Source organism: Acinetobacter sp. FDAARGOS_515 (genome assembly GCF_003938865.1).
In the GTDB taxonomy this organism is placed as follows: Bacteria; Pseudomonadota; Gammaproteobacteria; order Pseudomonadales; family Moraxellaceae; genus Acinetobacter; species Acinetobacter ursingii.
Window position 1 is genome coordinate 2,749,925 of record NZ_RKIX01000003.1, and the last position, 23,869, is coordinate 2,773,793.

The 23,869-nt window shown below is 40.0% G+C and carries 21 protein-coding genes; 10 read left to right on the forward strand and 11 right to left on the reverse strand.

The window, feature by feature from the left end:
- Position 1: 1 nt before the first annotated feature.
- The 5 genes from EGS47_RS14845 to putA all read right to left on the reverse strand — a co-directional run bounded on the left by EGS47_RS14845 (position 2) and on the right by putA (position 6,248).
- Positions 2 to 229 carry a hypothetical protein gene (locus tag EGS47_RS14845; RefSeq protein WP_004924955.1) on the reverse strand — a complete coding sequence of 76 codons (228 nt, stop codon included), beginning with the start codon at positions 227 to 229 and terminating at the stop codon, positions 2 to 4.
- A 251-nt stretch (positions 230 to 480) separates the two neighbouring features.
- A complete protein-coding gene (gene trmA / locus EGS47_RS14850; protein ID WP_119686673.1) occupies positions 481 to 1,566 on the reverse strand; it encodes a tRNA (uridine(54)-C5)-methyltransferase TrmA in 1,086 nt (361 codons plus the stop codon).
- A 97-nt stretch (positions 1,567 to 1,663) separates the two neighbouring features.
- Positions 1,664 to 1,984 carry a type II toxin-antitoxin system PemK/MazF family toxin gene (locus EGS47_RS14855; protein WP_119686674.1) on the reverse strand — a complete coding sequence of 107 codons (321 nt, stop codon included), beginning with the start codon at positions 1,982 to 1,984 and terminating at the stop codon, positions 1,664 to 1,666.
- Positions 1,984 to 2,265, reverse strand: coding sequence for a type II toxin-antitoxin system RelB/DinJ family antitoxin (locus EGS47_RS14860; protein ID WP_119686675.1), 282 nt, complete (start codon positions 2,263 to 2,265; stop codon positions 1,984 to 1,986). The genes EGS47_RS14855 and EGS47_RS14860 overlap by 1 nt, the downstream gene beginning before the upstream one ends.
- A gap of 212 nt (positions 2,266 to 2,477) precedes the next feature.
- Positions 2,478 to 6,248 (reverse strand): trifunctional transcriptional regulator/proline dehydrogenase/L-glutamate gamma-semialdehyde dehydrogenase, encoded by a 3,771-nt coding sequence (gene putA, locus EGS47_RS14865; protein WP_119686676.1) that lies wholly within the window; start codon positions 6,246 to 6,248, stop codon positions 2,478 to 2,480.
- 134 nt (positions 6,249 to 6,382) lie between these two features.
- Between putA and EGS47_RS14870 the strand changes: the two genes are divergently transcribed.
- Entirely contained in the window at positions 6,383 to 6,871 is a 489-nt protein-coding gene (locus EGS47_RS14870) for an Lrp/AsnC ligand binding domain-containing protein (protein WP_004998069.1), read from the forward strand.
- Between the two features lie 34 nt (positions 6,872 to 6,905).
- Here the strand turns inward: EGS47_RS14870 and putP are convergent, their stop codons facing one another.
- The 5 genes from putP to EGS47_RS14895 form a co-directional block, all read right to left on the reverse strand.
- A complete protein-coding gene (putP, locus tag EGS47_RS14875; RefSeq protein WP_004987912.1) occupies positions 6,906 to 8,399 on the reverse strand; it encodes a sodium/proline symporter PutP in 1,494 nt (497 codons plus the stop codon).
- A 379-nt stretch (positions 8,400 to 8,778) separates the two neighbouring features.
- Positions 8,779 to 9,480, reverse strand: a complete 702-nt coding sequence (locus tag EGS47_RS14880; RefSeq protein WP_125269757.1) for an SIR2 family NAD-dependent protein deacylase — start codon at positions 9,478 to 9,480, stop codon at positions 8,779 to 8,781.
- A 129-nt stretch (positions 9,481 to 9,609) separates the two neighbouring features.
- Positions 9,610 to 10,905 (reverse strand): MFS transporter, encoded by a 1,296-nt coding sequence (locus EGS47_RS14885; RefSeq protein ID WP_004987908.1) that lies wholly within the window; start codon positions 10,903 to 10,905, stop codon positions 9,610 to 9,612.
- Positions 10,906 to 11,267: 362 nt separating this feature from the next.
- The gene (locus EGS47_RS14890) at positions 11,268 to 12,185 is read right to left on the reverse strand and encodes an alpha/beta fold hydrolase (protein WP_005004510.1); all 918 of its coding nucleotides are present in this window, start codon (positions 12,183 to 12,185) and stop codon (positions 11,268 to 11,270) included.
- 25 nt (positions 12,186 to 12,210) lie between these two features.
- Complete coding sequence (locus EGS47_RS14895; protein ID WP_004987904.1) at positions 12,211 to 12,753, reverse strand: PadR family transcriptional regulator; 543 nt, start codon at positions 12,751 to 12,753, stop codon at positions 12,211 to 12,213.
- Positions 12,754 to 12,878: 125 nt separating this feature from the next.
- On the opposite strand from EGS47_RS14895, the gene EGS47_RS14900 reads away from it, so the two are divergent.
- The 3 genes from EGS47_RS14900 (at position 12,879) to EGS47_RS14910 (ending at position 16,644) form a co-directional block, all read left to right on the forward strand.
- Entirely contained in the window at positions 12,879 to 14,903 is a 2,025-nt protein-coding gene (locus EGS47_RS14900) for an NADPH-dependent 2,4-dienoyl-CoA reductase (RefSeq protein ID WP_119686678.1), read from the forward strand.
- Positions 14,904 to 14,966: 63 nt separating this feature from the next.
- A complete protein-coding gene (locus EGS47_RS14905; RefSeq protein WP_119686692.1) occupies positions 14,967 to 15,374 on the forward strand; it encodes a nuclear transport factor 2 family protein in 408 nt (135 codons plus the stop codon).
- Positions 15,375 to 15,558: 184 nt separating this feature from the next.
- Positions 15,559 to 16,644, forward strand: coding sequence for a YheT family hydrolase (locus EGS47_RS14910; RefSeq protein WP_005004508.1), 1,086 nt, complete (start codon positions 15,559 to 15,561; stop codon positions 16,642 to 16,644).
- A 79-nt stretch (positions 16,645 to 16,723) separates the two neighbouring features.
- On the opposite strand, the gene EGS47_RS14915 is transcribed toward EGS47_RS14910, so the two are convergent.
- Positions 16,724 to 17,176 (reverse strand): hypothetical protein, encoded by a 453-nt coding sequence (locus EGS47_RS14915; RefSeq protein ID WP_005004507.1) that lies wholly within the window; start codon positions 17,174 to 17,176, stop codon positions 16,724 to 16,726.
- 226 nt (positions 17,177 to 17,402) lie between these two features.
- Between EGS47_RS14915 and EGS47_RS14920 the strand changes: the two genes are divergently transcribed.
- From EGS47_RS14920 to EGS47_RS14945, 6 genes are all read left to right on the forward strand, one after another.
- A complete protein-coding gene (locus tag EGS47_RS14920; RefSeq protein ID WP_005004504.1) occupies positions 17,403 to 19,040 on the forward strand; it encodes a CTP synthase in 1,638 nt (545 codons plus the stop codon).
- Between the two features lie 25 nt (positions 19,041 to 19,065).
- Positions 19,066 to 19,923, forward strand: coding sequence for a 3-deoxy-8-phosphooctulonate synthase (kdsA, locus tag EGS47_RS14925; protein ID WP_005004502.1), 858 nt, complete (start codon positions 19,066 to 19,068; stop codon positions 19,921 to 19,923).
- A gap of 97 nt (positions 19,924 to 20,020) precedes the next feature.
- The gene (gene eno / locus EGS47_RS14930; protein ID WP_004987883.1) at positions 20,021 to 21,310 is read left to right on the forward strand and encodes a phosphopyruvate hydratase; all 1,290 of its coding nucleotides are present in this window, start codon (positions 20,021 to 20,023) and stop codon (positions 21,308 to 21,310) included.
- Between the two features lie 12 nt (positions 21,311 to 21,322).
- Positions 21,323 to 21,712, forward strand: a complete 390-nt coding sequence (ftsB, locus tag EGS47_RS14935; protein WP_005004500.1) for a cell division protein FtsB — start codon at positions 21,323 to 21,325, stop codon at positions 21,710 to 21,712.
- Positions 21,678 to 22,397, forward strand: coding sequence for a 2-C-methyl-D-erythritol 4-phosphate cytidylyltransferase (ispD, locus tag EGS47_RS14940; RefSeq protein ID WP_005004499.1), 720 nt, complete (start codon positions 21,678 to 21,680; stop codon positions 22,395 to 22,397). The genes ftsB and ispD overlap by 35 nt, the downstream gene beginning before the upstream one ends.
- A gap of 188 nt (positions 22,398 to 22,585) precedes the next feature.
- Complete coding sequence (locus EGS47_RS14945) at positions 22,586 to 23,857, forward strand: D-amino acid dehydrogenase (protein WP_005004494.1); 1,272 nt, start codon at positions 22,586 to 22,588, stop codon at positions 23,855 to 23,857.
- Positions 23,858 to 23,869 lie beyond the last annotated feature (12 nt).

A 23,869-nucleotide genomic window follows, 5' to 3' on the forward strand; every position in this document is an offset into this window, starting at 1 on the left:
TTTACTGTACGGGATGATGGTTAATCTCGTTCAACTCTTTGCGGCTATAACCACGAGATACCAGTACTTTCTTAATCCCTTTGATGATATCTTCATCGGTCGCTTTTGCTAACGCAGAGACTAACTGCTCGTTGGTTTTACATGAACAATCATTTTCAACACAAGCAATCTGGTTCTTATGCTCGTTATTGATTTCATCTGCTGAAAACAGCTTTTGCCAAAAACTCATAGAGCCTTCACATTCAACTTAACATAGCTCGAAATATAGCCAAAATAAAATAAAATACAAGTCAACTAAAGTGATAAAAGCAGCAAATAAACTCTAAATTTTCCGATGATAACACTTGGATTTAACGAAATTATGACAGTACGAGGGGCTTGATCTTTGTTTTATATCATATTTTTATATTTAAATATGTATAAAGAATAAAGGGTTATCTAAAAACCCTTTATTCTAAAAATTACATTGCAATAATTTGTTTAAATTAATTCGAGCAATACACCTGATTCGACATGATGAGTAAATGGAAACTGATCAAACAAAGCAAAGCGAGTGATACGGTGCGTTTTACTTAAAGTTTTTAAATTGTCATACAGCGTATCAGGGTTACATGAAATATAGAGAATACGCTTAAAACCTGTCAAAAGTTTCAGGGTTTCATTGTCAATGCCTGCACGTGGTGGATCAACAAATATCGTATCAAACTCGTAGCTTTGAATATCGATATTGGCTTCTAGTAAACGTCTAAATTCACGTTCGCCTTGATAAGCCTGTGTAAATTCTTCGGCAGAGAGTCGTGCAATCTGAATATTCTCAATCTGATTTTGCTCAATATTCCACTGTGCGGCATAGACTGAACTTTTAGCCAGTTCTGTTGCCAACACTCGGCGAAAATGTAAGGACAATGGCAGGGTGAAATTGCCATTACCACAATATAGTTCTAGTAAATCCTGATTTGAGCCTTTGACGACGTCACATGCCCAGCTCAACATTTTTTGGCAAACTTGTGCATTGGGTTGGGTAAAGCTGCTTTCGATTTGTTTGTATTTAAACGTACGACCATGCACATTGAGTTGTTCAACCACATAGTCTTCGCCAATGATGACTTTTTGACCGCGGCTACGACCCATAATTTTAATATTGAGTTTTTCAGCGAGTGATTTCGCCGCAGTTTCCCATTGGTCATCTAACTTGCGGTGGTAAATCAGGGTTACCAGCATTTCACCGCTTAAGGTGGCTAAGAAATCAGCTTCAAAAATCCGTTGTGATAAAACAGGATTGGCTTTTAATTCCTGTAATAATTTAGGCATGAGTTCATTGATGCTTTTATCTGCAATTGGAAATTCATCTACCCGCACGACTTCTTTTTGTTTACCATCTTCACCGCGTTCAAACATGGCATAGAAAAGATCATCCTCGGTATGCCAGATCCGAAATTCTGCACGCATCCGAAAATATTGCTCAGGAGATTCAAATACTTCAAGTTCAGGCGCATTAAATTCTGCAAATTGCTGCGTGATCCGTTTAATTTTACTTTGAAGCTGTTGCTGGTAAGTTTGCGACATAAATAGGAAAAATAACAAGATGAGTCAAAGCGCAAATACTAGCAAAAAAACCGATGAACCGCGAGAAAACTTAGGTATAGTTCAGCGATGGATATTATTAAGTGTCTGTCAGATGTTGAATTAATCGTTGATAATCATGTGCAGAAAGTTGGCCGATATAGGTTAATTTTGTTGTATGAATTGGAAGTTGATAAGTTTGTACTGTATCAATCCACGATGGTTTGGTTAATCCAGCGAGTTGCCAGTCTTTAATTTCAACATATTTACTTTTGATGAAATCAGATTTGTTTTGGTACTGGCTACTCAGACGAAAAACAATATAGTCCGAATTTGTTTGACGAATATATAAAATAGGGCGAGTTTTGCCATCGGCTAGATCAGTAAAGCCAACATAAGCCCAATAAAGTGCTTTTGACATTAATATCCGCCATCATCTTCTAAAAAATCGTTGGTCGATTGAGTATCTGAAACTTTTACACTTGGAATATTATGGCTAAGTGCGATCAACTTTGCGGTATTTAAATCATCCTCACTGACTTGCGTGCTGACAGGTATTTTTCCTGTACGTGCGATTTCTGCATACACCATACTCAATACAGTTGCAGGAGTAAGCCCAACTTTTGACATAATATATTCAGCTGACTCAGAAATGGCTTGATCAACTGTGTACTGGATTCTTTTTTTGATAAGTACAGACATAAGCGACCTTCGTTAAAATATGAAAATTAAAGCCATTTTATGCCACAAAATGGTGTGTTGCAAATCTTAGCATTTGTTTTAGCTTACAGGTTTATATTTTTCTAAAATAGAAACGCCCCAAATGTTAAACATTTAGGGCATTTAATCGTAATTGATGATACAGGTCTGATTTATTCAGACGCAGTTATTTCGATGCAGTTACTCAGACACATTTATTCAGACATGGTCATCAAACTGGCATTACCGCCTGCGGCAGCAGTATTGACACTGATGGCGTGTTCAATCACAAGACGTTCAAGCGGAATGACTTGCTCTGAATGTTGCAGATGAGTAATGCCTACAATTGCACCTTTACGATTGGCAATTTGCGTTTGTAATGTCTGCAATTCCTCAATCGAACCATGATGAAGCACTGCATCAAAATCCCCATGCTCGACATGACCAATTTCAATCATCGACTGACGCACTGCTTTAGGTAACTGTTGTCCAAATCTTTGCAAGAATGGATGATTTTCCAATAAAGCAACCTGACTGTTGACTGCAAGAATCGCTAACATTTGATGAATCAAATCCAGTTCATTTTGCGCAAGTGCCAACACGCGTTTTCGCGGTAACATCATATAACGATTGGTTTCTCCCGTAGGGCCTTGTAAGTCAAAAGCATGACCCACATTCATCGGCACGACATTTGGAAACTTTTGCTCTGGATACTGTTGTGTCACCCATGCAAAAAATTCACGGAATAACGCCAACTGCGGCAATGGTTCAGAGATTTTCTCTGTCTTTACGCCAAATGGAATTTGTAAAGCTTTTTCAGAACAATCGGCCATTAAACGATAGAGATAAAGTGGGCCACCCGCTTTAGGACCTGTACCTGATAAACCTTCACCACCAAAAGGTTGCACACCGACCACAGCGCCTACGATGTTGCGGTTGATATATAAATTACCCACTTCTGCATGTTGCACCACCGTATTGATCGTTTCATCGATACGAGTATGCAAGCCCATAGTTAAGCCATAACCTTTGGCATTAATACGTTCAAGAAGCTGTTGTACTTCGCCGTGTTTATAAGTAATCACATGCAAAACTGGGCCAAATACTTCACGCTCAAGATCATCAAGATTTGGAAGTTCAATCAATGTCGGTGCAACAAAAGTTCCCTGATTGAATTCGACTTGTTGGGTTGCGTCATTATTTAAGATTAGCTGATGTACAGGATAGCCTTTGCTGCGCATTTTTTGGATATGCTGATCAATGGTTTGTTTTGCTTCTAAATCAATCACAGGGCCAATATCTGTTTTTAAGATAAATGGATTGCCCATGATCAATTGTTGCATCGCACCTTTGAGCATGGTGACCAGCGTTTTGGCATTGTCCTCTTGTACACATAAAATACGTAGGGCAGAGCAACGTTGACCTGCGCTGTCAAAAGCTGAGTTGACTACATCAATGACTACTTGTTCAGTCAATGCTGATGAATCAACAATCATGGCATTTTGACCGCCAGTTTCCGCAATCAGCGGAATAGGTTGACCTGTTGGTGTTAGGCGTTTAGCGACAGTTTTTTGCAAAATCTTGGCTACTTCGGTTGAACCGGTAAACATGATGCCTTGAATTCGATCATCAGCACTCAGTTTGGCACCTACAGTTTCACCACGACCGGGCAATAGCTGTAATACATCCGTCGGTATACCTGCTTCATGTAGCATTTGCACCGCTTGTGCCGCAATCAGTGGAGTTTGCTCCGCAGGCTTGGCAATCACACAGTTGCCTGAGGCTAAGGCTGCTGCGATTTGACCTGTAAAAATTGCCAGTGGGAAGTTCCACGGACTAATACACAGCACTGTACCCAAAGGCTGCATCTGAGTGGTTGGATTGAAGCTTTCAATCTGCGTGGCGTAATAACGTAGAAAATCGACCGCTTCACGGACTTCTGCAATGGCATTGGCATAGGTTTTACCTGCTTCACGGCACAGTAGAACCATCAGCGATTGCATCTGTGATTCCATCACATCCGCCGCTTTTTTAAGCGCGATTGCACGTTGACTTTTTTCAGTATTTGCCCAGCGTTGTTGCGCTTGGATCGATGAATTTAATGCAACTTCGACATGCTCAAGCGTTGCTTCCTGAACATAGCCCACAATATCTGCATGAATGGCTGGATTCAGCAACGCTTGTTGGCTGACCTCGACCTGATCAACAGATTGAGCAAGTAAGGCTTTGCTTTCCCAGACTTTATTTTCAAGCTGCTGTGCAGTTTCATTTAACGCTGCCAAAGTTGCATCATTGGCAAGATCGAAACCTTTCGAGTTTTGACGAGAATTTCCATACATATTAAGCGGTAATGGAATAGCAGGATGTTTTAAACCGACTTGACCTTCACGTGCAGCAATGTTTTGAATTTCTTTAAATGGCGATTGAATCAAATCTTCAATCTTTAAGTTTTGATCAGCAATACGATTCACGAATGAAGTATTTGCACCATTTTCCAATAAACGACGAACCAAATATGCAAGCAAAGTTTCATGATTGCCTACAGGTGCATAGATGCGACATGGAATACCGAGTTTATTGTCACTCCGAGAACCAACCACTTGTTCGTATAGGGGTTCGCCCATACCGTGTAAGCACTGAAATTCGTATTGACCCACATAGTATTTTGATGGATCTGCCAATTGATAAATGGTCGCAAGCGATTGCGCATTGTGAGTCGCAAACTGTGGGTAAATCTGTTCAGGTGCCGCCAAAAGTTTTTTGGCACAAGCAATATAAGACAAATCAGTATGGACTTTACGGGTAAAGACAGGGTAGTCATCCATTCCATCGATTTGGGCTTTCTTGATTTCGCTATCCCAATAGGCACCTTTGACCAAACGAATCATTAAACGTTTTTGGCTACGTTTGGCTAGATCAACCACATAATCGACCACGTAGAAGCAACGTTTTTGATAAGCCTGAATCACAAAGCCAATGCCTTTCCAGTTTGTGAGTTCTGGTTCAAAGCAAAGACGCTCTAATAATTCCAGTGAAATTTCCAGACGATCTGCTTCTTCGGCATCAATGTTTAAACCGATATCATATTTTTTTGCAAGCTGTGCCAACTTAAACACTTTGCCATAAAGCTCATCATGTACACGTGCAATTTGTGAACGCTGGTAACGCGGATGCAATGCTGAGAGTTTGATCGAAATACCCGGGCCATCGTAAACGCCTTTGCCATTGGATGCGCGTCCAATCGCATGAATCGCCTGCGTATAATCGTTAAAATAACGCTCAGCATCACGGTCGGTGAGGGCTGCTTCACCCAACATATCGTATGAATAACGAAAACCTTTATCTTCAAGCGATTTGGCATTAGATAAGGCTTCTTCGATAGTTTCACCTGTGACAAACTGTTCGCCCATCATCCGCATGGCAACGTCCACAGCTTTACGGATCACACCACGACCACTACGCGCAAGAATTGAGGTGAGTAAACCAGACAAGCTCCCTTGTTTCGGCGTTTCCATGAGTTTGCCTGTGAGCATTAAACCCCACGCTGCGGCATTGACAAACATCAGGCTGCTTTGACCAACATGGTCTTTCCAGTTGCCTTGATTGATTTTGTCACGAATGAGTAAGTCGCGTGTTGCGGCATCAGGAATGCGTAACAAAGCTTCAGCCAAACACATGAGGGCGATGCCTTCCTGAGAAGAAAGCGAGAATTCTTGTAATAAACCTTGAACGATACCTGCTTTGCCTGAGGTGGTCTTGCGTTCACGTAAAGCATTGGCCAAATCGAACGCCAACTCGTAAATTTTATGGTCAAGTTCATCTGAAATAGCCGCCGCTTTAAATAGCGTTTCTACAGCTTCAGGTTCAGGACGACGCCATGCAGTATTAATCTGTTCTTCTATTTCACTTTTTTCTTTAAATTCAGTGATATATCCGAAATGAGGTTTTGCTGTGTCCATATTTGGGTCGGTATCCATCATGTTCATGTCAAATTCCAATGACGATCTCACTCAAATCTTGTGAGATAGGTTTAGATAATTTATCATTGCAAAATAATTACCGAATAACTCACTATAATATGGGCATTTTTTAGTGAAATATTTTGTTTTGGGGCTTATTTATGTCGCTAGATCGTGTGGATTTAAAAATTCTTGATATTCTTCAAGAAGATGGAAAGATTTCAAATACAAAATTGGCTGAAGAAGTCAATCTTTCTGCAACGGCTGTCATGGCTCGGGTCCAAAAGCTGACCAAAGAACAATTTATCATTGGATACGAGGCGAAATTAAACGCAGAGAAGCTGCATGCCAGTTTTTTAGTCTTTGTCGAAGTTTTGCTCGATAAGACCACAGCGAACGGTTTGAATGAATTCATTGAGGCGGTGGCGGAGTATCCTGAGATTGTAGAATGTCATATGACCAGTGGTGGTTTTGATTTTCTGATGAAAGTGCGTAGTGCCAATATGGAAGAATACCGTAAGTTTGCAGGAGAGATTTTATGGCAACTTCCTGGTGTCAAGGAAACGCGGAGTTATCCTGTGATGCAAGTGGTCAAAGAAACCTCAAAAATTAAATTACCCAAGCGCAATATAAAAAAAGGGACTTCGTAAAGTCCCTGATTTTAAAAAATAAATTTTTTAGTAATTATTTTGATGCATGATACAAACGATCTGCTTCTTCAAAACGATCAGTAACTTCTTTGCCGGGTTGTTTACCTAACAGGCTTACCACGATAATGGTGATGGTTGCTAAAACGAAGCCCGGAATAATCTCGTAAATCCCTGTTGAAGCGAACAGATTTTTCCAGCCAATGACGACGACTGCACCGACGATCATGCCTGCTAAAGCACCGTTTAAAGTCATACGTTTCCAGAACAGTGATAAAATAATCAGCGGACCAAAGGCAGCGCCAAAACCAGCCCATGCATAGGCAACCAAGCCCAGTACCTTACTTTCAGGATTACTGGCTAACCAGATCGCAAAGACCGAAATGGCAAGTACCATTAAACGACCGACCCAAACCAGCTCTTTTTGCGATGCATTTTTACGCAGAAAAGATTTATAAAAATCTTCAGTCAGGGTACTTGAACAGACCAGAAGCTGACAGCTCAAGGTACTCATCACCGCAGATAAGATTCCTGCCATGATAATTCCAGCAACCCATGGATTAAATAGGATCTGGGCCAGTTCCATAAACACCAATTCTGAATTGCCGCTAACTTTGCCTGCAAGTTCTGGGTGCAATTGGAAAAATGCGATACCAAAGAAACCAGCACCTACTGCGCCACCCAGACATAAAATCATCCATGACATGCCAATACGACGTGCGGCGGGAATAGATTTAACCGAATCGGCGGCCATGAACCGCACCAAAATATGTGGCTGACCAAAATAGCCTAAGCCCCATGCAGTTGCAGAGATAATCGCAATAAAACTCACGCCAGACAGCATGTTGTATGCATGTGGACGTGCTTCATTGATCAGCTGAGAAACATGTTGTTGACCATCACCAATCGCCAGATACGCAAAGATCGGGGTGAGCATCAAGGCAAAAAACATCATGCCAGCCTGAAAGGTATCCGTCCAGCTGATGGCGAGGAAGCCGCCGATACATACATAGCTGATGGTTGCAATCGCACTGACCCATAAAGCGGTGTGATAATCCATACCAAAAATGGTTTCAAACAAACGCGCCCCAGCGACCATGCCTGAAGCACAGTAAATTGAGAAGAAAATCAAAATGATGAGGGCAGAAGAGACACGTAATAATTTTTTGGTGTCATGAAAACGATTGGTAAAATAATCTGGCAGTGTGAGCGCATTTGACTGGACTTCGGTATGCACACGTAAGCGACCCGCAACAAATAACCAGTTGAGCCAAGCACCAATAATCAAACCAATGGCGATCCAAGCTTCTGAAAGCCCAGACAAATAAATCGCGCCAGGTAAGCCCATGAGTAACCAGCCACTCATGTCTGATGCGCCAGCCGATAATGCAGTGACGAAACTACCGAGGCTTCGTCCACCTAAAATATAATCTGAAAAGTCTCTTGTGGCTCTGTAAGCGTAGAGACCAATACAGACCATTGCCACGATGTAGAATATAAACGTGATAATGGTTGGATTGATAGAATTCATGTGTGGGACCTATATCCATATGTGCATTTACGCGAGTAATCAACCAGTCCAAACAAAAAATTTGGTTGCCTAAAAATAAGGCGTTGATTCAAACACGGATGCCAAAATAATAACTGTTAATTTTAAGTATATTTTATGTAATTTTGTGTAAAAATATCTTGTGCAAAAATATTATTTAATATCTTTTATATTTCAATTAATTAGAAATTTTATCTTGATTCTGTTTTTAGAATAGATGATCAAATAAGCAAAAGTGGAATATATTTTAAGCAAAATGCTGATTGAATGATCAATCTTGTAACTTTATTGTGATGCAAAAATAGACGAATGAATCATTTAAAAGTAAAAATGGCCTGTAATTTTCAATCAAATCTAAAAATTAATCCTGCTTGAGTTGTTCAAAAAGTTGTTTCATCCCTTCAGATGCAGTTTTTTTAATTAAATGATATTGGGAAGGTACTCTTGAGTAATCCGCTTGTGGATCGATATAAAAAGCGTCGCAGTGAGTTGGAATTTCATGGATCAGTCCTGCAACGGGATAAACAGTTAAAGTTGAACCGATCACAATAAAAATATCGGCATTTTGTAACAGTTGAATTGCTTCATTATAAGCAGGAACCGCTTCACCAAACCAGACCACGTGCGGACGAAGCGGATAACCTTCAGGACATTGATGACGTTCTAAATCCAGTTGCCAACCTTCTATGGGATAAAAGTCTTGAGTAAATTGTGCGGTTGGCCCAGAACTTTTGGCTAAACGAATATTACCATGTAAATGTAGAACTTGGCTTGAGCCTGCACGTTCATGTAAATCGTCAATATTTTGTGTAATGATCTGAACGTTATAATCTTGCTCAAGCTTGGCAATATATTGATGAGCAATATTGGGTTCGGCATTAATGATTGTTTTTCGCCGTTCATTATAAAAGCGTTGAACGATTTCAGGATGACGTTGCCATGCTTCGGGCGTTGCAACATCTTCGATTCGATAATTTTCCCAGAGTCCATTGCTGTCACGAAAAGTGCTAATGCCACTTTCTGCGCTCATGCCTGCACCAGAGAAAACCACTAATTTTTTCATTTTGCTTCGCCGCATCTTATTTACTTCACTATATAAAGGTATAAGCAAATGAATCGATCGACAAGTCACAAGATGATATACCGAAAAAAATCCGCCACTTTTGGCGGATATTTAAAATGATCAAATTACTTACTTGTCATGATGTAAGTATTCAGGTTCTTTTGGCAGCCTAAAACTACACAAGAAACAGATAATCAACATCACAATCACATAAATGAAGAACTCATTTTCAACGCCAGCCTGTTTAAATTGTAATGCAACCGCAGGGGCTGAACCGCCAAAGATTGCATTGGCCACTGCATAAGAGAAACCAACACCCAATGCACGAACATGCGGCGGGAACATTTCAGCCTTAATCAAGCCACTGATCGAGGTGTAGAAACTGAGGAACATCATCAAGAAGATGAGCAGTAAAGTCACGATCACAGGGGAGTAACTAAAGTGTCGCATGGCAATGACCATCACGGGATAGATCAAAATTGCACTGCCTGCACTAAAAGCCAACATTGATGCACGGCGACCAATTCGGTCTGAGATTGCTCCAAATAAAGGTTGTGCAATCATGTAAACAAACAGGGCACAGGTCATCATGTAGCCAACGGTCTTACCGTCAATGCCTAAGCTGGTAATGTAGGTTTTTGAATAAACAGTAAGGACGTAAAAAGTCAATGAACCTGCTGAGGTATAACCCACGACCAATAAGAACGTTGCCCAATGCTTTTTGAACAGTTCACGTAAAGAACCTGATTCTTTCTTTTCACTGTCTTCGTGGGAAAGCGTTTCTTCGAGTTTACTTCGAGCTAATAACGAAATAATGGCGGCAATACCACCGATCACAAAAGGAATACGCCAGCCACCATCCATGAGTTGTTGCTCGCTCATAAAGGCCAGTAAAATGACACCTACCAAGCTCGCTAATAATTGACCACCTGAAAGCGTCACATATTGGAAAGAAGCATAAAAGCCACGGTGACCTTTGAGTGCAATTTCACTCATGTAGGTTGCAACAGCACCATATTCACCACCCACCGATAAACCTTGTAAGAGTCGAACCATGAGTAATAGAAATGGTGCAACCATACCGACTTGTTCATAAGTGGGTAATAATGCAAAAAGAAAGGAACTGACAGCCATTAAAGCAATCGAAATTACCATCGACTGTTTTCGACCATGTTTATCTGCAATCCGTCCAAATAACCAACTACCAATGGGGCGCATAAAGAAACTTGCTGCGAATACACCCCACACATAAATTCCCTGTGCAGTGGAGTTCATATCTGGCGCTGTTAATGCATGCTGAAAATACATCGCAAAAACTGCATAGATATAAAAATCGAACCATTCAACTAAATTACCAGAGGAAGCACCTACAATCCCTAGTACACGTTTTTTCTTCTCTTCTTTGGTATAAACGACTTCGCTCATATAAATATCCTATGTCCATTTATTCCTAATCATTTGCTTTGTTGCCAAAGCTTTTGCCCTTAATAAAACTAAAAAATATAAACGACGATTTAGGATACTCCTGTTGCAAAGCTTGGTTCTATAGTAATAAATTACAATTTATCCGGTGATCTAAAAAATATGGTAATATTCATAAAAATAAACTCTATAAAACAATAAATTGAGTTGTTTGTAATGCTTTAGTTGAATCGATCATTATTTGAATAATAAAGCATCATGTTGTCTGCTTAAATTAATGCTCACCTTGTCATGATCAATCGTTTGAGTGATTTTAATCAGGGTTGCTCAAGCTGCTTTATGAAAGATTTGAAGCTAAGTGTTCTTTATAAAGCTTCGAGCCGATTTAGAAAATTACGAATTTCTTGACTAAACTTTTTGGGTTCTGTGAGTAAAGGCGTATGACCTGAACGTTTAAAATAAATAGGTTGGGACTTTTTAACGCTTTTGGCAATAATGGTTTGACCTGTTACAGGATATAAAGATGAATTTTTACCAATAAAAAAGGTGGTTGGACATTCAAGTTGAGCAATTGCTTGACGATAATCTTCTTGATGATTCAAGTAATTTTTTACATACCAGTGTAAGTAGTCAATCCGCTGGATAGGGAGCAGATATTTTTGCAAGGGCGGTTTGTTTAATGCGAGTTTAAAGACCATTGGGCTATATTTATTGCTGCTTTGTAGTTCAATAAATTCTGACCACAGTTGTACCAATTGCTGTCGTTGTAAAAAAGGTAAGTCATTTAAATCAAGCACATTCGGGTATTGATTCAATAAATCATCAAGTGCAGTCAGCAAAAATTTAAAATCTTGATGTTTTTCACCAAAAAGACCAAATTGCCATGATTCGTCGACTGTAATTTTGGGTGTCTGATCGATGTGTAAATATGCTTTTAGCTGCTGTGCCAGATTGCCATGTTGCATACCATGCATTGCTGTGGTCGCACCCATTGAGTAGCCGATTAGAATAAATTGCTGAAGATTTAATTGTTGTATTAATGTCTCAACATCTCGCCAATGACTAGAAATAGCATCTAATTCTTGGGGAATCGCACAGTTTTTAGAGCGACCAAAACCGCGCCAATCTGGAATAATAAACTCGTATTTATTTAAGTTTGTGAAAATAAAAGGAAGCCATTGCCAACTGACCATACCGAGTCCTGATAAAACGACAACAGGTTCTCCACGTCCAATACGGCGTACAAATAACTGTTCCTGATCAGGCATGGTATGAAAAGGCATGTTTTATTCCTCGTATCAAAATAATTTAACTGTTCTCAAATTGTTGAAGCTGTGGAATAACATCCTCCAACCAGTCAATCCAGCCTTTTTCCAAGTTTATCCCAAGTTCGAGTATTTTTTTATGAATAAATAAGACTCGGTCTTGTTCCTTCTGATCCTTAAAGTCTTTTTCATACATATTTTGGTAAATTTCAAGTTTATTTTTATGTAAGAATAGATGACGTTCCAGTTCTAGCAGAATTTGATTTCCGCCTAATTGTGCTTCGGCACGAAGTCGAACCATCAGATCTTCACGTAGTTGGGCAGGCTCACTTTTTTGAATCAACCAATCTGCCAGTTCAACTCGTCCAGGCTGTTCAACCTGATAGGTTTTTTTACGGCTATGTTCACTTTCTTCTTCAATGGTCGAAATCCAGCCTTTTCCCAACATATTATTGAGTTCACGATAAATTTGTTGATGACTCGCATTCCAGAAAAAACCCATGGAACGGTCAAAACGACGTGCCAATTCAAAACCTGTACTTGGTTTTTCCAGTAAGCTGGTGAGTAAAACGTGCGACAGTGACATGGCAATCCATAACATTTTGTGACTGATAGGATTATGCAATATGTTGCATAAAAAATAAAATTTGATTATAAGTTTATGCAACAAATTGCATAAAGCAAGCCAGAATAGCAAGCGAAGGAGTTTTTATGTCGTCATATCCGCATTTATTAGCCCCATTGGATTTGGGTTTTACCACTTTAAAAAATCGTGTCTTAATGGGTTCCATGCATGTGGGCTTAGAAGAAGTGCCAGGTGGATATGAACGCATGGCTGCATTTTATGCAGAACGCGCCAAAGGCGAAGTTGGCTTGATTGTGACGGGCGGTATTTCACCTAATGATGACGGTGTGACTTTTGCGGGTGGTTCTAAGCTAGATAGCATTGAAGAGGCTGAACATCATAAAGTCATTACACAGGCGGTACATGACGCAGGTGGTAAAATCGCTATGCAAATTTTACATACAGGTCGTTATTCTTATCAGCCTGAAAATGTTGCGCCTTCAGCCATGCAGGCTCCAATCAATCCGGTTAAACCGAAAGCTTTGAGTTCTGCTGAAGTAGAACAAACGATTTTTGATTTTGTGAACTGCGCCAAACTTGCTCAATATGCAGGCTATGACGGTGTTGAAATCATGGGGTCAGAAGGTTATCTCATCAATGAATTTATTGCGCAACGTACTAATCACCGTGATGATGAATGGGGCGGAAGCTATGAAAATCGTATTCGTTTTCCGATCGAAATCGTAAAACGTACTCGCGCGGAAGTGGGTGAAAACTTTATCATTATTTACCGTTTATCAATGTTAGATTTGGTTGAAGGCGGTTCAACGCTTGAAGAAGTGATTCAACTTGCCAAAGAAATCGAGAAAGCAGGTGCAACGATTATTAATACGGGTATTGGCTGGCACGAAGCACGTATTCCAACCATTGCGACCAAAGTTCCTCGTGCTGCATTTACATGGGTGACAGAAAAATTAAAAGGTGTGGTTAAAGTTCCGCTTATTACTTCAAACCGTATCAATACCCCTGAAATGGCAGAGCATGTCTTGGCTCAAGGTCATGCAGATATGATTTCAATGGCGCGTCCAATGCTGGCTGACTCTGAATTTGTGTTAAAAGCAAAAGAAGGGCGTAGTGATGAAATTAATACTTGTATTGGGTGTAATCAGGCCTGTCTGGATCATATTTTTTCTATGCGTACAGCAACTTGCTTGGTCAATCCACGCGCTTGCTATGAAACAGAGCTGATTTTTAAAGAAGCATCAGCCAAAAAACAAATCGCTGTGATTGGTGCAGGTCCAGCAGGTTTGAGTTTTGCTGTTTATGCCGCCAGTCGTGGACATCAGGTTAAAGTTTTTGAAGCCAGTCATCAAATTGGTGGACAATTTAACATTGCTAAAACCATTCCTGGTAAAGAAGAGTTTTACGAAACCTTGCGTTATTTTAAGCGTCAAATTGAACTTCAACCCAATATTCAACTGGTATTAAATCATACTGCGACGTTTGATGAACTGGTCAATTCGCAATTTGATGACATCGTGGTTGCAACTGGGGTAACACCGCGTCAACTCCAAATTGATGGAATCGATCATCCTAAAGTATTGAGTTATATCCAAGTGTTACGTGAGAGAGTGCCTGTAGGGCAACGTGTTGCCATTATAGGAGCTGGTGGTATTGGTTTTGATACTGCTGAATATCTGACACAACATGGCGAAAGTGCCAGTGTGAATCCTGAAAAATTCTATGATGAATGGGGAATCGACACCACTTATGCGCACGTGGGTGGTTTAAAACAACCCGAGTTAGAGCCATCTGAACGCGAAGTTTTTTTATTACAGCGTAAAGATTCTTCTGTGGGTGCAAATTTAGGTAAAACTACAGGCTGGATTCATCGTACAGGTTTAAAACATCGCAATGTCAAAATGATTGCAGGTGCGCATTATCAGAAAATAGACGATGAAGGTTTACACATTTTGGTCGGTGACAAAGCAATGACTTTGGCTGTAGATCATGTGGTGATTTGTGCAGGACAGGAATCTTATACCGCCATGTATGATGCATTGCATCAAAGTGGCAAAACTGTACATCTCATTGGTGGTGCCAAAGAGGCGGGTGAGCTAGATGCTAAACGTGCAATTCGTCAAGGTGCTGAGTTAGCTGCGAAGCTGTAAATGGATCATAAAGAGTATTTTTCAAAAATGCTCTTTACTTTTTTAAGTGACAAGGAAAATGCAATGACAATTGAAACTACAAAACAAACTTTGGAAAAATGGCATCACATGGTCAAGTCAGGTGATTTATCAGATTTAAATGATCTATTGGCTGAAGATGTCGTGTTTCGTTCACCTGTTGCTTATCAGCCTTACGAAGGGCAACAAGTGGTTTATTTTATTTTGACCAATGTGATTCAGGTTTTTGAAGATTTTACTTATCACCGTGAGTTTTATACTGAAGATGGTTTAAATGTTGTACTTGAGTTTAGTGCCAATGTCAGTGGAAAATCATTAAAAGGCATTGATATGATTCGCTTTAATGAACAAGGTCAAATCGTTGATTTTGAAGTGATGATTCGTCCAAAAAGTGGTTTGACCGCTTTGGCGGAAAAAATGGGTGAACGATTTGCCAAGTATCAAGCCAGTTAAAGAATGAAATAGCCTAAGCAACTTTTAAACGATCTAATATCAATATCGCTTAAGAGTTGTAAGGCAATACCATCATTGACCACACAGTATTGAGTTCATTGGGGTGAGAAAATTTAAGCAATATGGTTAAGGTTGTACAGTACTGCGACAACTATTTCACTCATTGACAAAGGTGTTATCGAATATGGGTCTATCGATTTTAAACAGAATCAAAATTTTGGGTTCAGAATTATTTGACTCGGTTGTTGGCGCTGAACAACCTAAAATCTATTATGACCCGAATGGAACGATTAAGGATGTTTTAGGAAGGCTTCCTCAACTAAAGCAAAAATATCGACCTACGCCGTGGTTGAGTAACAACCATGTTCATTTACTTTATTTTGATCTCATTAAAAAGAAAACCATAAAGTTAAATTATGATCGGATTGATCAACTCACGATGCAAGATGGCGGCATTACCGCAATTGCTTGGTACGGTTATGATCTTCCACCTGAAACCCCAACCATAGTGATCATGCATACCATTACAGGAACACCTGAAAGCATGCGCGAATTGGTCAAAGATTTGCACGAATATACAGGCTGGCGAATAGCACTATGTTTACGACGTGGTCACGCCGGTTTAGCTATGCCTGTGCCGCAGATTTCATTGTTTGGATCAACCCCTGATTTGAAAGAGCAACTGTTGCATATCCAACGTTTATTTCCAGACTCAAACTTATACGCCGTGGGATCTTCCGCAGGGACAGGGCTTTTGGTGCGTTATCTGGGTGAGCAAGGTTTAAATACGCCATTTAAGGCGGCATTTGCCATGTGTCCGGGTTATAACACTGAAATTGGCTTTAAAAATGTTCATCCTTTTTACAGCAAGATAATGACCAAAAAATTATTTAAATATTTTATTGATCCTTATCAACAGACATGGAGTCAAACGGCTTCACTCAAAAAGGTGTTGGCAACCACGAATCTTGAAGAATTCGAAAAAGAGTATTTTGAAATGGCAGGCTTTGAGGATTATCAGAGCTATTGTCAGGCCATCAATCCAATTTATGTATTTGAAAATGTGAAAATCCCATTGATCATTTTAAATGCAGAAGATGATCCTGTGTGTTCAATTAAAAATTTAGAACCCTATAAAGATGTCATTCAGAAAATGGACAATATTGCCGTCATTACTACCAAAAAAGGCAGTCATTGTGGTTTTTATGAGGGATTGGGTACGCGATCTTGGGCGGCACGACTCATGGCAGATTTTTTGAAAAACTATTAGATTCAATATTGTTTATAGATTGAGCACAATAAAAAAGCAGATAAGTCATCCTTATCTGCTTTTTATGCGGCATTAAAACTTAGTTTTTTAATGCAGGTGTAGCTGCTGCAATTGCTGCTGCAACTGCATCATCTTCACTTTGAGAGCTATTATTGCTGCTTGATTTAGTTGAAGCTGTTTGCTCAGTGGTTGGTTTGACTGATTCGGTTTTCACTTGTTCTTTTTTTGCAGGTTCTGATTGTGGATATTCATAACGATGATCAGCTGAATCATTTGTAGTAGATGGTGATGAAACTTCACGGCGCACTTCTGTGGTCGTATTTGGTGTTTCTTCACGTTCTACTTGAACCTGAGTTGGAATGTCTTGTTGAGTTTCTGCACTATCAAGCGATTTAAACTCAGTAGGTTGTTGCTCCTGAGTAGTGGTCTCCACTTGTTCTTGCTCTTCTTCTTTAGGTGGTTCTTTTTTAACACATGCAGTTAAAAGGAGACCTGTCGCAATCGCGCCACAAATTAAAAGTTTCTTATTCATACTTGCACAAATCTATGCTTAATCGAGGTGGAGTCATTATAACAGCAAATATAAGATTGAAAATCCTAGTCATGCCACCTAATTTTTTATCGAAAATGCTGATAGAATAGCCAATTGTTTATTGTTCTATGAATTGCGGCGGATTGACTTTGCTTTATAGGTACAGAGTAAAGTAAAATTGCCCAACATTGTAGGCCGATTTAGGCTCGATTGTACGAGAAACTCAATGACCCATTTTATTTTCGTGACTGGTGGTGTGGTTTCATCACTAGGTAAAGGTATTTCAGCTGCTTCAGTTGCTGCACTTTTAGAAGCCCGTGGTTTAAAAGTGACCATGGTAAAAATGGATCCATACATTAATGTCGATCCGGGAACAATGAGTCCCTTCCAGCATGGTGAAGTTTTTGTCACAGAGGATGGTGCCGAAACTGACCTAGATTTGGGTTATTACGAACGTTTCCTACGTCGTGCGAAAATGACCAAATTGAACAATTTTACCAGTGGCCGAGTTTACCAAGATGTTTTAAATAAAGAACGTCGTGGTGATTATCTTGGTGGTACGGTACAAGTGATTCCACATATTACCGACAATATTAAAGAGCGCGTATTAGCCGCAGGTGAAGGCTATGACGTCGCCATTGTTGAAATTGGCGGTACTGTGGGTGATATCGAATCACTTCCTTTTATGGAATCTGTACGTCAGTTGATGGTTGAGCTGGGTCATAAGCGCACGATGTTGATGCATTTGACATTGCTTCCTTATATTAAATCTGCTGCTGAACTTAAGACCAAGCCAACACAGCATTCTGTAAAAGAGTTGTTGTCTATTGGTATTCAACCAGATATTTTGATCTGTCGTACTGAACACGATGTCGACGCCGACACCAAACGTAAAATCGCACTGTTTACTAATGTTGAAGCACGTGCAGTTGTCGTATGTAAAGATGCAAAAACCATTTACCAGATTCCACGTGATTTCTATGAGCAAAATGTTGACGATTTAATCTGTGAACGTTTTGGTTTTAATGAATTACCTGAAGCAGATCTGACGGATTGGGATCAGGTGTGTGAAGCATTATTTAACCCTGAATACACGGTTCGTGTAGCAATGGTGGGTAAATATGTTGAGCTTCCAGATGCTTATAAATCGGTCAATGAAGCTTTATTGCATGCGGGTATTCAAAATCGTGTCAAAGTTCAGATTGACTATGTTGATGCTGAAAAATTTGAAGATTTAGACACGTCTGTATTGGACAGCGCTGATGCAATATTAGTTCCTGGTGGTTTTGGTGAGCGTGGAACTGAAGGCAAAATGAAAGCCATTCAATATGCACGTGAAAAACAAGTTCCATTTTTAGGGATTTGTTTGGGTATGCAACTTGCAGTGGTGGAATATGCCCGCCATGTAGCAGGTATGGCCGATGCAACTTCAACTGAGTTTAATCGCACCACTAAATTCCCAGTGATTGGTTTGATTACCGAGTGGTTAGATGAACGTGGTGAATTACAGCAACGTAGTCTTGAGTCGGATTTGGGTGGAACGATGCGTTTAGGCGCACAAAAATCCGAGTTGGTCGAAGGCACCAAAACACGTGAAGTGTATGGTAAAGCTGAAATTACTGAACGTCATCGCCATCGTTATGAAATGAATAACCGTTTCATTGAGCCACTTGAAAAAGCAGGTATGAAGATTTCGGGTTATTCAACCGCACAACATTTGGTAGAAACAGTGGAAATTCCTGAACATCCTTGGTTTATTGCTGTACAATTCCATCCGGAGTTTACAAGTTCACCTCGCGATGGACATCCATTATTTGCAAGCTTTATTGATGCTGCGAAAAAACAGTATCAAAAGAGCAAGTAATCGACGCATGAACTAGGAAGTTTAAATGTCACAATTAAAACCACAAGAAATTGTACGTTTAGGCGATATACAAATGGCAAATCATTTGCCATTTGTATTATTCGGCGGTATGAACGTATTAGAATCAAAAGACTTAGCCTTTGAAATTGCAGAAACCTATATCGATATCTGCAAACGTCTTGATATTCCTTATGTATTTAAAGCCAGCTTTGATAAAGCCAATCGTTCTAGCCTGCATTCATTTCGTGGTCCAGGGCTAGAGAAAGGTATTGAATGGTTAGGTGAAATTAAAAAACAGTTTAATGTGCCGATTATTACCGATGTGCATGAACCATATCAGGCTGCACCAGTTGCTGAAGTTGCTGATATTATCCAGTTGCCTGCATTTTTAAGTCGTCAAACTGATCTGGTTGAAGCGATGGCAAAAACTCAAGCCATTATTAATATTAAAAAAGCCCAGTTTCTTGCCCCACATGAAATGCGTCATATTTTGCATAAATGTCTTGAAGCAGGAAATGACAAGCTGATTTTGTGTGAACGTGGTTCAGCATTTGGTTATAACAATCTGGTTGTCGATATGTTGGGCTTTGACATCATGAAAGAGATGAATGTCCCTGTGTTTTTCGATGTCACCCACGCTTTGCAAACCCCAGGTGGTCGTTCTGATTCTGCGGGTGGTCGTCGTGCACAAATCACGACTTTAGCACGTGCAGGCATGGCAACAGGTTTGGCTGGTTTGTTTTTGGAAGCGCATCCTGATCCAGACGTTGCCAAATGTGATGGACCATCAGCTTTACGTTTATCGCAACTAGAGCCATTTTTAGCACAAATTAAAGAATTGGATACCTTAGTAAAAGGTTTCAAAAAATTAGACACCCACTAAGTTTTTTACATGTAGATCGATTGATGACAATCATATTTTTATTGTCGTTTAAGCTGTAAATCACTTATTTCATATTCATTTAACCGAGGAATTGTTCATGAGCCAAATCGTTGACATTCGTGCACGTGAAATTTTGGACTCTCGTGGTAACCCAACCATCGAGGCTGATGTCATTTTAGAATCTGGCGTTGTTGGCCGTGCATGTGCACCATCTGGTGCTTCAACTGGTTCTCGTGAAGCTTTAGAACTACGTGACGGTGATAAAGCACGTTATTTAGGCAAAGGCGTTAAAACTGCGGTGAATAACGTAAATACGATTATCCGTGACGCTTTAGTGGGTAAATCAGTATTTGAACAAAAAGACATCGATAACACGATGATCACGCTTGATGGTACTGAAAACAAAGAAAAATTAGGCGCTAACGCAACTTTAGCAGTTTCTTTGGCTGCTGCACGCGCGGCTGCTACTGAAAAGAAAATTCCTCTTTTCCAATATATCGCAGATTTACGTGGTCAAACTACTTTGACTATGCCTGTACCAATGATGAACATCATCAATGGTGGTTCACATGCAGACAACAACGTTGATATTCAAGAGTTTATGATTGAGCCAGTGGGTTTCACTTCATTTGCTGAAGCATTACGTGCGGGTGCTGAAATCTTTCATTCCTTAAAATCAGTTTTAAACAAAAAAGGTTTAAACACTGCTGTAGGTGATGAAGGTGGTTTTGCTCCGAACTTGCGTTCAAATGAAGAAGCCATCACGGTGATTCTTGAAGCAATTGGTCAAACGGGTTACAAAGCAGGTTCTGACATTATGCTTGCACTTGACTGTGCATCGTCTGAATTCTACAAAAATGGTCAATATATTCTTGCAGGGGAAGGCAATAAAGCATTCACAAGCAACCAGTTCTCTGACTATTTAGCAGGTCTTGTAAATCAATATCCAATTATCTCGATCGAAGATGGTTTAGATGAATCTGACTGGGAAGGTTGGAGCTATTTAACTTCGATTTTGGGTGATAAAATCCAATTGGTGGGTGACGATTTATTCGTTACAAATCCAAAGATTTTACAACGTGGTATTGATGAGAAAGTGGGTAATTCAATCCTGATCAAATATAACCAAATTGGTACTTTGACTGAAACTTTAGATGCGATCTATCTTGCTAAAGCGAATGGCTATAGCACCGTGATTTCACATCGTTCTGGTGAAACAGAAGATTCAACCATTGCTGATTTGGCAGTGGGTACCGCAGCTGGTCAAATCAAGACTGGTTCACTTTGCCGTTCTGACCGTGTAGCAAAATATAACCAATTACTTCGTATTGAAGAATTGACTCATGCTGCATATCGCGGTAAAGCTGAGTTCAAGGGTTTAAACTAATCTTTGGATGCTATGTTAGAAGTATTTAAATCGACTTCGAGCAAATTGATACTGTTACTCGCCATCGTTTTGGTGGCGTGTTTTCAGTACAGTTTCTGGTGGGGAGAAGGTGGTTACTTTGCTCACCAAACTTTACGTCAGCAAATTACACAACAAGCTGAAATAAACGAAGAATTGAAAGAAAGAAACCGTATTTTAGCGGCAGAAGTGTTTGATCTTAAAAATGGTAGTGAAGCCATTGAGGAACATGCGCGTTTGGATTTAGGTCTGATTAAGCCTCGTGAGACTTTTGTACAAATGAGTACCATCAGTACCCATTACAAACCGATTTATATTGATCCAAATGCCAAAGTCGACATGGAAACCAATGAAACCCCACCAAGTCCAGATGTCCCAGATTAAATTGTGGGCAGTGATTCCTGCTGCGGGTTCAGGAAGTCGTTTTTCTAAAACTGAGCTTAAACAATATCAAACGATTCAAGATCAAACGGTACTTGAGCATACGATTGATCGACTGAATGCATTACCTTTACAAGGCTATGTATTGGCGATTGGTGCACAAGATACGGTGGCTAAAAATTTAAATTTCGCTGCATCTGAAAAAGCACATTTTTGTCTGGGCGGTGCTGAGCGTGTGCATTCCGTTTTAAATGCTTTGCGTTATTTGGCTCAGATTGCATCGGATGATGATTATGTCTTGGTGCATGATGCTGCACGTCCATGTGTAAGTGCTGAAAATTTAAAAGAATTGGCAGATTACTGTGTTGAGCGTGATACTGCTGCTATCTTGGCAATTCCTGTACGTGACACTTTAAAGTTTGTGAGTGATCAACATATTCAAAACACGGTGAGTCGTGATCATTTATGGCAAGCCCAAACACCACAAATGGCGAAACTGGGTGTGCTTCGTGATGCCATTGAAAAAGCATTAAATGGTGGCATCAATATCACAGATGAAGCCAGTGCACTTGAGCATGCAGGTATTTCAGTCGATGTGGTACAAGGACGCTCAGATAATATCAAAATCACTTATACAGATGATTTAGAACTAGCACGTTTGATACTGGCATCACAACACGTCTTGTAAGCTATCTAAATAAGAAACTGAATTGTAATCATGATTGACAAGCGTTCACACAACACGGCTTGTCATCTGCTTTATTCAGAATTAATTTAAAAATATTCTATATTTAAACTTTAACCATTTTATTGCCTTTTACTTATTAAAATATAGAACAACTGATTCCATTCAATTGATAAAAAAGCAGGCCTTGTATGCATATTATCGTGTTAGGTGCAGGCGTTATTGGAACTACTTCCGCATATTATTTGAAACAGGCAGGGCATGAAGTCACCGTGATTGACCGACAGCCGGGCGTAGCTTTGGAAACCAGCTTTGCCAATGCAGGACAAATTTCACCAGGATATGCCTCACCGTGGGCTGCGCCGGGTGTGCCACTAAAAGCATTTAAATGGATGTTTCAGCATCATGCACCATTAACGATTAAAATCACAGGGGATATGTACCAGTATCACTGGATGGTACGGATGCTGGCGGAGTGTAATATCCATCGTTATCAAATTAATAAAGAACGCATGGTCAGAATTTCAGAATATAGCCGTGACTGTTTGGATGAGTTACGTCATGAAACAGGCATCCATTTTGATGAGCGCCAGTTGGGAACATTACAACTCTTTAGAAAACAACAGCAATTAGATTCGGCCGAAAAAGATACTCAAGTCCTGAAAGAAGAAGGTGTACCTTATCAATTGTTGGATAAACTGGGCGTGATTCAGGCTGAGCCTGCATTAGCCAAAGCAACCGTTGATTTTGTTGGTGGGTTGCGTTTACCTAATGATCAAACAGGTGATTGTCAAAAATTCACTGTAGAGCTGGCAGAACTTGCGCAAAAGCAAGGCGTACAGTTTTTGTTTAACCACAGCATAGATTATCTTGAAAAAGACGCTGATCAAATTAGTGCAGTTGTTTTGCAAAATGGTCAAAGAATCAAAGGCGATGCCTATGTGATGGCTCTCGGAAGTTATAGTCATGAAATGCTAAAACAGATTGGGATTTTTGCGCCTGTTTATCCACTTAAAGGCTATTCGATTACCACGCCCATCATTGATGCAGCTATGTCTCCAGTCTCGACCATTTTAGATGAGAGTTATAAAATCGCTTTAACCCGTTTTGACGATCGTATTCGCGTAGGTGGTATGGCAGAAATTAATGGTTTTGATCGTTCTTTGGATACTTCGCGTGAAGATACGCTCAAGATGGTTTTACATCAATTATTTCCGTATGCCAGTGATTTGGATCAGGCAAGTTTCTGGACAGGACTGCGACCTGCAACACCAGATGGCACACCCATTGTAGGCAAAACTAAATATTCCAATTTATTTACAAATACTGGGCACGGTACACTTGGCTGGACGATGTCTTGCGGTTCTGCCAAACTTTTAGCCGATTTGATCTCAAATCGAACGCCACAGATTCAGGCAGATGATTTAAGTATTGAACGTTATGAAAAACTTGCGCATATTTAGATCCTTTAAATT

Excerpts from the sequence above, each read along its gene's own strand:
- EGS47_RS14900 (WP_119686678.1), top strand. The coding sequence starts at position 12,879 with ATGTCGTCATATCCGCATTTATTAGCCCCATTGGATTTGGGTTTTACC.
- eno (WP_004987883.1), top strand. The coding sequence starts at position 20,021 with ATGAGCCAAATCGTTGACATTCGTGCACGTGAAATTTTGGACTCTCGT.
- ftsB (WP_005004500.1), top strand. The coding sequence starts at position 21,323 with ATGTTAGAAGTATTTAAATCGACTTCGAGCAAATTGATACTGTTACTC.
- EGS47_RS14880 (WP_125269757.1), bottom strand. The coding sequence starts at position 9,480 with ATGAAAAAATTAGTGGTTTTCTCTGGTGCAGGCATGAGCGCAGAAAGT.
- EGS47_RS14920 (WP_005004504.1), top strand. The coding sequence starts at position 17,403 with ATGACCCATTTTATTTTCGTGACTGGTGGTGTGGTTTCATCACTAGGT.
- EGS47_RS14860 (WP_119686675.1), bottom strand. The coding sequence starts at position 2,265 with ATGTCTGTACTTATCAAAAAAAGAATCCAGTACACAGTTGATCAAGCC.
- trmA (WP_119686673.1), bottom strand. The coding sequence starts at position 1,566 with ATGTCGCAAACTTACCAGCAACAGCTTCAAAGTAAAATTAAACGGATC.
- EGS47_RS14915 (WP_005004507.1), bottom strand. The coding sequence starts at position 17,176 with ATGAATAAGAAACTTTTAATTTGTGGCGCGATTGCGACAGGTCTCCTT.
- putA (WP_119686676.1), bottom strand. The coding sequence starts at position 6,248 with ATGAACATGATGGATACCGACCCAAATATGGACACAGCAAAACCTCAT.
- EGS47_RS14885 (WP_004987908.1), bottom strand. The coding sequence starts at position 10,905 with ATGAGCGAAGTCGTTTATACCAAAGAAGAGAAGAAAAAACGTGTACTA.
- EGS47_RS14845 (WP_004924955.1), bottom strand. The coding sequence starts at position 229 with ATGAGTTTTTGGCAAAAGCTGTTTTCAGCAGATGAAATCAATAACGAG.
- putP (WP_004987912.1), bottom strand. The coding sequence starts at position 8,399 with ATGAATTCTATCAATCCAACCATTATCACGTTTATATTCTACATCGTG.
- ispD (WP_005004499.1), top strand. The coding sequence starts at position 21,678 with ATGAAACCCCACCAAGTCCAGATGTCCCAGATTAAATTGTGGGCAGTG.
- EGS47_RS14890 (WP_005004510.1), bottom strand. The coding sequence starts at position 12,185 with ATGCCTTTTCATACCATGCCTGATCAGGAACAGTTATTTGTACGCCGT.
- EGS47_RS14905 (WP_119686692.1), top strand. The coding sequence starts at position 14,967 with ATGACAATTGAAACTACAAAACAAACTTTGGAAAAATGGCATCACATG.
- kdsA (WP_005004502.1), top strand. The coding sequence starts at position 19,066 with ATGTCACAATTAAAACCACAAGAAATTGTACGTTTAGGCGATATACAA.
- EGS47_RS14945 (WP_005004494.1), top strand. The coding sequence starts at position 22,586 with ATGCATATTATCGTGTTAGGTGCAGGCGTTATTGGAACTACTTCCGCA.
- EGS47_RS14870 (WP_004998069.1), top strand. The coding sequence starts at position 6,383 with ATGTCGCTAGATCGTGTGGATTTAAAAATTCTTGATATTCTTCAAGAA.
- EGS47_RS14910 (WP_005004508.1), top strand. The coding sequence starts at position 15,559 with ATGGGTCTATCGATTTTAAACAGAATCAAAATTTTGGGTTCAGAATTA.
- EGS47_RS14895 (WP_004987904.1), bottom strand. The coding sequence starts at position 12,753 with ATGTCACTGTCGCACGTTTTACTCACCAGCTTACTGGAAAAACCAAGT.
- EGS47_RS14855 (WP_119686674.1), bottom strand. The coding sequence starts at position 1,984 with ATGTCAAAAGCACTTTATTGGGCTTATGTTGGCTTTACTGATCTAGCC.